5 protein-coding genes are annotated in these 10,318 nt (G+C 69.4%); 1 reads left to right on the top strand and 4 read right to left on the bottom strand.

What is annotated here, in order from left to right:
* The 3 genes from A5645_RS11265 to A5645_RS11255 all read right to left on the bottom strand — a co-directional run.
* Positions 1-1,981: PPE family protein (locus A5645_RS11265; protein ID WP_065129530.1), on the bottom strand; the 1,981-nt coding region annotated here is incomplete at its 3' end.
* An 81-nt stretch (positions 1,982-2,062) separates the two neighbouring features.
* Positions 2,063-7,738, bottom strand: a complete 5,676-nt coding sequence (locus A5645_RS11260) for a PE family protein (protein WP_065034871.1) — start codon at positions 7,736-7,738, stop codon at positions 2,063-2,065.
* Between the two features lie 501 nt (positions 7,739-8,239).
* Positions 8,240-9,028, bottom strand: a complete 789-nt coding sequence (locus A5645_RS11255; RefSeq protein ID WP_065034878.1) for a (2Z,6E)-farnesyl diphosphate synthase — start codon at positions 9,026-9,028, stop codon at positions 8,240-8,242.
* 148 nt (positions 9,029-9,176) lie between these two features.
* On the opposite strand from A5645_RS11255, the gene trhA reads away from it, so the two are divergent.
* A complete protein-coding gene (gene trhA, locus A5645_RS11250) occupies positions 9,177-9,929 on the top strand; it encodes a PAQR family membrane homeostasis protein TrhA (protein WP_065034870.1) in 753 nt (250 codons plus the stop codon).
* On the opposite strand, the gene A5645_RS11245 is transcribed toward trhA, so the two are convergent.
* Positions 9,930-10,313 carry a nuclear transport factor 2 family protein gene (locus tag A5645_RS11245; protein WP_065129548.1) on the bottom strand — a complete coding sequence of 128 codons (384 nt, stop codon included), beginning with the start codon at positions 10,311-10,313 and terminating at the stop codon, positions 9,930-9,932.
* Positions 10,314-10,318 lie beyond the last annotated feature (5 nt).

The following is a 10,318-nucleotide window of genomic DNA, read 5'->3' as shown; positions in this document are numbered from 1 at the left end:
CCGAACCACTATTGAAGAACCCCGACGACGGAGCACCCGACGAATTACCAATACCCGGACCCGCCGGGATCGAGAACAACGGAATATCGATCGGACCGATAGTGCCGACGATGCCACCGTAAGTCGTGTAACCCGGGCCGCCGAGTGTGAAGACCAGCCGTGGTCCGTCGATCGTAATCATCGGAACGTTGATCGGACCGATGGTGCCGGACGTGTTGCTGAGAGCGCCCATATCGATCGCCCCGATGTTGAAGGGCGCAATGGTGATGGGCAATGTGCCACCGGAAATCGTTGTATTCACTGGGAATCGCATGCCGAAGTCCACGGGAATCTGCTCGATGCGGATCGAGTAGGAGACACCGGTCATGCCTTGGGCGTCGCCCCGCACGAACATCCCGTTGTTCATGTTGCCCGAGTTGCCGATACCGGTGTTGATGTTCCCGGAGTTGCCGATACCGGTGTTGAGGTTGCCGGTATTGAACCACCCGGTGTTGGTGTCACCACCGTTGAAATCACCACTGTTGAAACTGCCCGCGTTGAAGCTGCCGGTGTTATAGCTACCCCGGTTACCGATACCGGTGTTGAAATTGCCCGGATTGAACAACCCGGTGTTACCGATACCAGAGTTACCGATCCCGGTGTTGTAACTACCGGTGTTGAACAACCCCGAGTTACCGACCCCGGAGTTCGAAATGCCCTTGAGGTCAAAGCCGGAGTTGGCGATCCCGACATTGCCGTCACCGGTGTTGAAGAACCCGATGTTGTTATCACCGGTATTACCGAACCCGATATTGCCCGTACCGGTATTCCCGAAAATATCGGTGACCGCCGCTTCGGCCGTAGCGGGGTTCAGGCCGTGCGCCAGCAGGTTGCCCAGGTTGGTAGTGCTCAACAAGCTGCTCAACGCCTTGCTGCTGAGCAGGTTGCTCACCGCCGGGTTACGCAGCAGGTTGCTGACGGTCGGGCTGCTCAACAGGCTGGACACGCTGGGGCTGCTCAGCAGATTGGCCACTGTCGGGCTGTTCAGCAGGGTGGTGACGGTCGGACTGCTCAGCGCACTGGTCAACGCCGTCGTCACGGTCGCGCTATTGAGCAGACTGTTCAGCCCCCCCGAACCCGACAGGCCCGCCACCAACGCCTGCAGACCACCCGAACCGCCCAAGCGACCCCAGGCACCCGATCCAAAACCGTTGCGTCCCAACGCTCCCCAACCACTGGCCGCAGCCGCTCCGCCGGTCGGTACCCCACCGAGCTCATGCAGACGCAGGTTCGCCAGACCACCAGTGCCCGACTGCAGGCTGCGCAACACACCGGCAAAATCGAACCCACCCAACAAACCGCTCAACCTGGCGCTGACCGCACCCAGACCCGCCCTAAGGCCACCGGAATTCAGGCCGCCGGCCAAACCGGACAACTCCGCCACCACAGCCTTGACGAAGCCACCCACCCCGCCCGACGCGCCCAGGGGCACCCTGGCGAACGGCGTCAACGCCGCCGCCGCCGCCGAAGCCCCACCGTGATAACCCAACATCGCCACGATGTCCTGAGCCCAGAACTCCTCATAGGCCGCCTCGGCCGCCGCGATCGCCGGCCAGTTCTGGCCGAACAAGTTCGAAATCGCAAGTCTTACCAGGGAATTGCGATTGCCGGCGATGAGTGCTGGGTGCACGACCATCGACCGCGCCGTCTCAAACGCCGACACCACCGCCCGCGCCTGCGCCGCCGCCTGCTCAGCCGCAACCCCCGCCGCACTCAACCACGCCGTATACGGCGTAGCCGCCGCCGCCATCTCCAGCGCAGCCGGGCCCTGCCAAGCGTCGTTGACCAGACCCGAGGTCACACCCTCGAAGAACGACGACGCCGAACCCAACTCAGCAGCCAAACCATCCCACGCCGACGCGACCGACGCCATCGGCGCCGAACCCGCGCCCAACAGCATGTTCAGGGAGTTGATCTCGGGTGGCAAGGTCAGAAAACTCACCGGCTCAATCCTCTTCCTAACATTTCAGATAATCGCTGTTCGACGGGTGTGGAGTATTGCCTGGTAGCCGTGGCTGAGTTCTCAGGTGCCGCTTGGACCGGTGACGCCCGCAGAGCCTGGGGCACCGCCGGTACCGGGAACGCCTGCAGCACCGCCGCCGCCACCCGTACCGGGGACGCCGGCTGCCCCGGTGCCACCGTCGGGGCCGCCGCCCAGGCCGGTTCCTCCCGTGCCGCCGTTGGTGTGGTTTCCGCCGGCACCGCCGTTCGCGCCGTTGCCAGCCCCTCCACCGATGCCGGTGCCCGTCGGGGTGCCGCCACCGCCGCCGCCACCGCCTTGTCCGCCCTTGCCGGAGTTCCCAGCGTCACCGCCGACGCCGCCGCCGTTGCCCGCGCCGCCGGTACCGCCGGCACCGCCGATGCCGCCCGAGCCTGCTGCGCCGGCATCTCCGCCTTTACCACCATTCATGTTGGTGCCAATGCCATTGCCGCCCTTACCGCCGGTACCCGACAGGCCGCCCTCGCCGCCTTGCCCGCCATTACCACCGCCCGCGCCTGCGGTGGTGTCGGTGCCGGCACCACCGGTACCGCCGGCGCCACCAGCACCGCCGGCACCGCTAACCCCACCGTTGCCACCCAGGCCGCCAGGCTGGCTACCGCTGGAACCTTGACCGCCAGTGCCACCGGCACCGCCGCCTCCGCCCTTACCGCCGGCGCCACCGTTGCCGCCTTCACTCGCGGCGCCGTCGGTGCCGCCGCCAGTCGCGTTGCCACCGGACGCGCCGTTGCCGCCGGTACCACCCACACCGCCGGCGCCACCGGTTCCACCAGCGCGTGCGTCACGGTTGGCGGCCGTGTTGCTGTTCTGGCCATTCCCACCGTTGGCACCGGCGCCGCCGTCCCCAGCCTGGCCACCGTTGCCCGCGTTACCCGCCGCACCACCTGACTGACCGTCGCCGCCGGCACCCGCGGCACCACCGGCGCCACCGTTGCCACCCGTGCCACCGGCGCCACCGTTGCCACCGGTCGTACCGGTAGCAGCTCCACCGGTACCGCCCGTAGAGCCGACGCCGCCCTGGCCACCGTTGCCACCACCACCACCGTTGGTGGTTGCGGTGCCGGTACCACCGGCACCACCGGCGCCACCGGTCCCACCAGCGGCACCGTTACCACCGGTACCGCCGTTGGTGCGGTTGCCGGTGCCGGTACCGCCGGTTCCAGCTGTCCCGGCGTTACCGCCCGTACCGCCGTTACCGCCGGTGCCGGCCGTGCCGTTGTTGCCCAGCGTGGCCGTACCCGCGTCACCGCCCTTGCCGCCGGCGCCGCCGGCGCCGCCGGCGCCGGCATTGCCGCCGGTGCCGGCGGTGCCATTGGCGGTGCTGGAGTTGGCGCCGGCAGCACCATTACCGCCCTGGCCGCCCTTGCCGCCGTTGCCGGCGTTGCCGCCATTACCCGCGTCACCTAGGACAGATCCGCCAGCACCGCCGGCGCCACCGTTTCCGCCCGCGCCGCCGGCCCCGCCAACGGCGCTGGCGCCGCCCGTGGTGCCGGTCCCGCCGTTGCCACCGCTGCCGCCGTTACCACCGTCACCGTGGGAACCGCCAGCACCACCCTTGCCGCCGTTGCCGCCATTGGCGCCGGTGGTGTTCGCGGCGTTGTCAAAGCCGTTGCCACCGTTACCGCCGTGGCCGCTGTTGGTGGCATCGGCGCCGTTAGGGCCGTTGTTGCCGGTGGTCGAGCCGGTGCCTGCCGCGCCACCGATCCCGACGGCGCCTGCGTCACCGCCCTTACCGCCATTGCTGCCGTTGATGTTGCCCGCCGTGCCGTTGGCACCGTCGCCGCCGTCACCGCCAAGGCCAGCTGCACCACCGGCCCCGCCGTTTCCGGCAGCACCCGCGGTGCCTGCGGTGGCTTTACCACCGTCACCGCCGGCACCACCCTCGCCGCCGGCACCGCCCTTGCCACCAGCACCGCCAGCCGTGTTCGGGTTCGTCGAGTCGGTGGCATTGCCGCCCGTACCGCCCTGTGCACCAGCGCCACCCGTACCGCCAGCACCGCCGTTACCGGACACCGTGCCGCCGGCACCGCCGTTACCACCGCGACCACCGAAGCCGCCGGCAACGGCGTCGCCGCCATTACCGCCCGAGCCGACCCCGGCCGCGCCGGCCTTACCCATCAGGCCGGCGCCACCGGTGCCGCCTGCGCCACCATTGCCGTTCTGTCCGGCATCGCCACCATCACCGCCGGCGCCGCCGCCGGCCTGGCCGATACCGCCGTCACCACCGGTACCACCGTCACCAGATGTCGCACCACCGGCGCCGCCGTGGCCTCCGACACCACCGATACCCGAAGGCGATTGGCCAAGGCCACCGGTACCACCGATGCCGCCGCCACCGGTCGCGCCGCCGGCGCCACCGGTGCCGCCCGCACCACCGTTGCCGGCCTTCGCTCCGCTGTCGCCACCCTGACCGCCGGCGCCGCCGGTACCACTGCCGTCGCCGGCGCCACCAGCACCGCCGGTACCGCCGCTACCCAGCGACCCGCCAGCGCCACCGTCACCACCGACGCCACCGTTCGCGTTGGAGCCCGCTTCAGCCGCAAAGCCCTTGCCACCGTCGCCGCCGTCACCACCGGTAGTGGCCGCAGCGCCCGTGCCACCCTTGCCACCGGCGACTGAGCCGGAGCCGCCGGTACCGCCAACCCCGCCGGTACCCGGGTCACCACCCTGACCACCGGCACTGCCGTCGATGTGGGCTACGGTGCCGGCGGCGCCGTCACCGCCCTTGCCACCGAGACCGGCCGCACCACCATTACCACCGGCGCCACCCACGCCGACTGTGCCCTTTCCTGGGGTAACCGTGCCGCCGTTGCCGCCGTCACCACCCTGGCCGCCCATGCCGCCGTCGCCGGCCTTACCACCAGCCAGAGTCGGGTCGACCGAGTCGACACCGTGAGCGCCGGTACCGCCCTGTCCGCCGACCCCGCCGAGGCCGCCGGCACCGCCATTACCGGATGTCGAGCCGCCGGCGCCGCCGGCACCACCCTTACCGCCGACGCCGCCGGTCCCGCCGGTTTCGAATTCGGCAAGACCGGTGACGCCCTTGGCCCCGGTACCGCCGTTGCCGCCGGCGCCACCGTTACCGACCGAGCCGGCGGCACCGCCGGCGCCACCCTTCCCGCCGGCCAGGCCGCTTGCGGTCGGGTCGCTGTAGCCATCGCCGCCGGCGCCACCGTTGCCGCCACTGGTCGCCGCAGCGCCGCCCGTTCCGTCCGTACCACTGGCCGAGCCGAAGGTGCTTCCCTTTCCGCCGGCCCCGCCGGTGCCGGGGTTTCCACCGATACCGCCAGCGCCACCGTCGAAGTGGGCAGCGGTGCCGTTCGCGCCATGACCACCGTTACCGCCCAGCCCGGCCGCACCACCCTTACCACCGTCACCGCCGACGCCCAGGTTGCCGAGCGGGTTCGGCGCGTTGCCGCCCTTACCACCGGTGCCGCCCTGCCCACCGGCCCCGCCGTTTCCTCCGGTGCCGGCGATCTGGGACGGGTTGGTTGCGTCGGCGCCGACCGCGCCGGTACCGCCCTGCCCGCCGATGCCGCCGGCACCGCCGTTACCGCCGAAGCCGGCTTTGGTCCCTGCCGAACCGCCGTCACCGCCGCTGCCGCCGTTGCCGCCGGTCCCGCCGGCACCACCACTTTGGGTCGGGTCGGTACCGGTGGCGCCGATAGCACCCTTACCGCCGACGCCGCCGTCACCGCCGTTGCCGACAAGACCTCCGGCACCTCCGGCACCGCCGTTACCGCCGTTCGCGCCAGGGACGATGGCGTTCCAGCCGGCGCCACCAGCACCGCCGTTGCCACCCGTCGTGGCCGCGGTCCCTGCCGCACCGGAGGCGGCGACGCTGGTTCCGGCGCCGTTCACGCCGCCGGTGCCACCGGCGCCGCCGGTGCCGGGGTTGCCACCCTGGCCGCCGGTACCACCGTTACGCACAATCTGGTCGCCGGCCCCGCCGACGCCGCCGTCACCGCCGATGCCGGCCGCGCCGCCCTGTCCGCCCGCGCCGCCTGCGCCGGTGACACCACCGGTGCCACTACCCAGCGCGGCTCCACCGGCCCCGCCGGCACCTCCGTGGCCTCCGGCACCGCCATTGCCGCCGAGGCCGCCGGCACCGCCGGTGGCCCCAGCGACGGTTGCGTCGGCTCCCGTGGCTCCGGCGCCACCCGAGCCGCCGAGACCGCCGATACCGCCTTCGCCGCCGTTGCCGCCGTTACCCGACACAGAACCGCCGCGGCCACCGGCACCGCCGACGCCACCGGTACCGCCGACTGCGCCCGTGCCGCCTGCCGCGCCCGCGGTAGCCCCGTTCGCCCCCGCGGCGCCGGCCACTCCGGCACCGCCCGCACCGCCGTTACCGCCGTTGCCCGTCGCGCCGCCGTCGCCGCCGGCACCACCGGTCCCGCCGACCTGGCCCACGCCGCCCTTGCCGCCATTGCCGCCGGCACCGCTGCCGTCACCGGAGCCTCCAGCCCCGCCGGCACCTCCGTGCCCGGCCACACCGGCGTTGCCACCGTTGCCGCCATTGCCGCCGGTGGCGTTCGACCCGCCCTCCGCGTTGAAGCCCGCGCCGCCGATGCCGCCGTTGCCGCCACTGGTGGCCGCGGCTCCGGCCGCGCCATTAGGCCCGCCCAGGGAACCCGCGCCACCCAGGCCGGCAATGCCCGGGTTCCCACCCTGCCCACCGGCGGCGCCGTGGATGTTTCCAGCCTCGCCCGCAGCGCCGGCGCCACCGTCACCGCCGAGTCCGGCCGCACCGCCTTGACCGCCCGCGGCGCCGGCCCCGAACATGCCGGTGCCACCTGCGGCGCCACCGGCGCCGCCGTTGCCGCCGTTACCTCCGGTGCCACCTGCCTGGCCTACGACGGCGCCGTCCGCGCCGGTGTAGCCGACGCCGCCCGCGCCGCCCACGCCGCCTGCCCCGGCGGTGCTGAACATCGCACCGCCGTTGCCGCCCCTACCGCCTACGCCACCTTCACCGCCGTGGATGCCCAGCACCTGGTCGCCGGCACCGCCGGCGCCGCCGGTTCCGCCCACGCCGCCGGCGCCGAACATCCCAGCGTTTCCGCCGATACCGCCCGCACCGCCGGTCAGACCGGGGCCAGCGCCGATACCACCCGCGCCGCCCATGCCGCCGTTACCGAACAGCATCCCGCCCGAACCGCCGTTACCACCGGTCGCCCCGGCGCCACCGGCCCCACCAATACCGCCGTTACCGAACAGCCCAGCGGCCCCGCCGTTACCGCCGACCTTGCCCGCTGCGCCGGACCCGCCGGCGCCACCGTTGCCCCACAGCAAACCGCCGTCACCGCCGTTAGCTCCCGTCCCTGCAGCCCCGTCGACTCCATTGCCGAACAGGGGACGCTGGAACATCGCCTCCGCGGGGGCGTTGATCAGATCCGTCACGGCTTGCAGCGGCGAGGCGTTGAACGCTTCGGCCGTCGCATAGGCATTCCCCGCTGATGTCAGGGCCTGGATGAACCGCTGATGGAAGGCCTCCGCCTCCTGAGTCAGCGCCTGGTAGCTCTGCGCGTGCGTACCGAACAGGGCAGCGATGGCGGCCGAAACCTCGTCGCGAGCCGCTGGGACCAGCGTCGCTATCGGGCCGGCCCACGCGCCATTGGCGGTGCTGATCGACGTGCCCAGACTTTCCAGGTTCGCCGCCGCAGCAGCGAGCAAGTCCGGGGCAGCCACCAAATACGACATCGCTGAAACTCCTGTGGTTCATGGCAGATGGGGGTCACTCGTTTGGGGAATGTACATGCCGATCGGAAAGAATCGCCAGATCTGAGAACAGAAATTTCTTAATTTTTCTGAGACGGGATCGGCGCGCCCCGTTAGGTAGACGCCAGACGAAGTTTGCCATATCCAGACTGGCACCAGTGGATCCATTCAAGCGCCCAATTCACACTGTTGACATTTATACAATAGTGCTCGTGTTTTTTGAAATAACCTGCGCTGCAACATCTTTCGGAACTATACGCTTAGGTATGGAGCACATGCTCCCTACTGACACGCTGTCAGTAGGATTGGAAGTTCCTATGAGTTAAGTCGGCTAACTCTAGTCAGATTGCGAACTAGGAACGGAAGCTCCAAGTTTGCTGTGCGCCATCACGGCCACACCAGAGATGCAAGTTTTGTCATACCGGAAGTGACACTTCTCGCTCGGAGTGTCACGCGACCGTGTCGCGCCCGATAGCCGGTCCGCTACCGCCCGTATCGGCGATTGCGCATGCTGTAGTCGCGCAGCGCGCGAAGGAAGTCGACGCGACGGAACGCGGGCCAGTGCGCCTCGGTGAACCACATCTCCGAGTAAGCGCTCTGCCACAGCAGGAAACCGGACAGCCGCTGCTCCCCCGAGGTCCTGATCACCAGGTCCGGATCCGGCTGGCCAGAGGTGTAGAGGTTCTCGGAGATCCCCTCGACGGTCACCGCTTCGATGAGTTCTTCGGCCGTCGCCCCATTGGCAAGGTGCTTGCCCAACAGCGCCCGCACCGCACCGACTATCTCCTGCCGCCCGCCGTAGCCAACTGCGACGTTGACGTGAAAGGTGGCGTTGGCCGGCGTCGAGTCGACCGCGCCCCGCAACCGGCGGGCGGGTTCCTCGCCCAGCAAAGCCAGATCACCGACCGTTCGAACGCTCCACTGGTTGGCCGGCGCGCAGATCTCTTCGACCACATCGGTGATGATCTCGATCAACGCGGACAACTCTTCTGGGTCGCGCTGCAGGTTCTCCGTCGACAACAAATAGACGGTCGTCATCTCGATGCCGGCTTCCTGGCACCAGCGCAGCATCTCGGCGATCTTGACCGCGCCCATCCGGTAGCCGACGCTCACGTCCTCATACCCGAGGCTGCGCGCCCAGCGCCGGTTACCGTCGCACAGCACTGCAATGTGTCGGGGCAGTTCGGATCGGGAGGCCGCCAATCCCTGCCGAAGACGCAGCTCGTACAGCCGGTACAACGGCTCCTTTAGCCGCGGCGGGATGATCTCCACGAAGATCAACCCTACTGTGACCCAGACCGATTACCGGGCCGGATTCTGGGCAATCTCACGTCACGTCGCTCAGCCCACTTTCAGACAATCCCGCTAACCTAAATCCAGACAACTCACCGGTATTCACAGGATGGGGCCCACGACACAGATGAGCAGCCAGACCAGCACGCTCACCAGCGCAGAACCGGAATCTCACGGCACCTCGCCCGGCGAGACCGCGCAAAACGCCGCCCGCCAGATGGTCGAGGGCGTCGCCAAAGTCCTGACCAAGCCCCGCTTCCGCGGCTGGATCCACGTGTACTCAGCGGGCGCGGCGGTGTTCGCGGGCGCCTCGCTGATCGCGGTGTCTTGGGCGCTGGATTCCACCAAGGCCGGTCTGGCGACGATGCTCTACACGTTCGCCACCATTCTCATGTTCTCGGTCAGCGCCACCTACCATCGGGTCAACTGGAAATCCGAGACGGCCCGCAAGTGGATGAAGCGTGCGGACCATTCGATGATCTTCATCTTCATCGCAGGCAGCTACACGCCGTTTGCCCTGCTGGCATTGCCGGGCCACGACGGACACGTGGTGCTCGCGATCGTGTGGGGCGGGGCGCTGGCCGGGGTGACGCTCAAAATGCTCTGGCCGTCGGCGCCACGCTGGGTCGGCGTTCCGCTGTACATCCTGCTCGGCTGGGTCGCGGTCTGGTACATCGGCCCGATCCTGCACAACGCCGGCGTGACGGCGCTGGTGCTACTGATCGTCGGCGGTGCGCTGTACAGCATCGGCGGAGTTCTGTACGGGCTGCGCTGGCCCGACCCGTGGCCCAGGACGTTCGGCTTCCACGAGTTCTTCCACGCGTGTACGGCGATAGCGGCGATCTGCCACTACATCGCCATGTGGTTCGTGGTCTTTTAACTACAGCTGGGTAACGTCCGCGGGAGACCAGTAGGCCTTCATCGCGGTGACCTTGCCGCTGCCGTCGAACACCATGGTCTCGATCGGCTCGATGCGCATTCTGCTGTTCCCGGCGCCGATGGTCAGCCGGAAGTGGAACGCTGCCTCGTTGCCCGAGACGCGCAGCGTGACCAGTTCACAGTGCCGCTCCATGCCGGTCACCGCGGCATAGAAGCCGCGGATGGCCTGGACGCCGATATGTACCTCGCCGCCCACCGGATCTTCCAGCGTCGCGTCGTCGGCGTAGAAGGCGGCCAGCTCGTCGGCGCTGCCTTCGCTAACCGTCGCGATGTAACGGTGAACGGTGTCGGTGATCGTTTGCGCCCGGTCGGCGGCGTTCGGCATGAAAC

It is taken from the genome of Mycobacterium asiaticum (assembly GCF_001673635.1).
In the GTDB taxonomy this organism is placed as follows: domain Bacteria; phylum Actinomycetota; class Actinomycetes; order Mycobacteriales; family Mycobacteriaceae; genus Mycobacterium; species Mycobacterium asiaticum_C.
The sequence above is the reverse complement of the archived record's forward strand: the minus strand, read 5'-3'. Positions and strand labels throughout refer to the sequence as shown.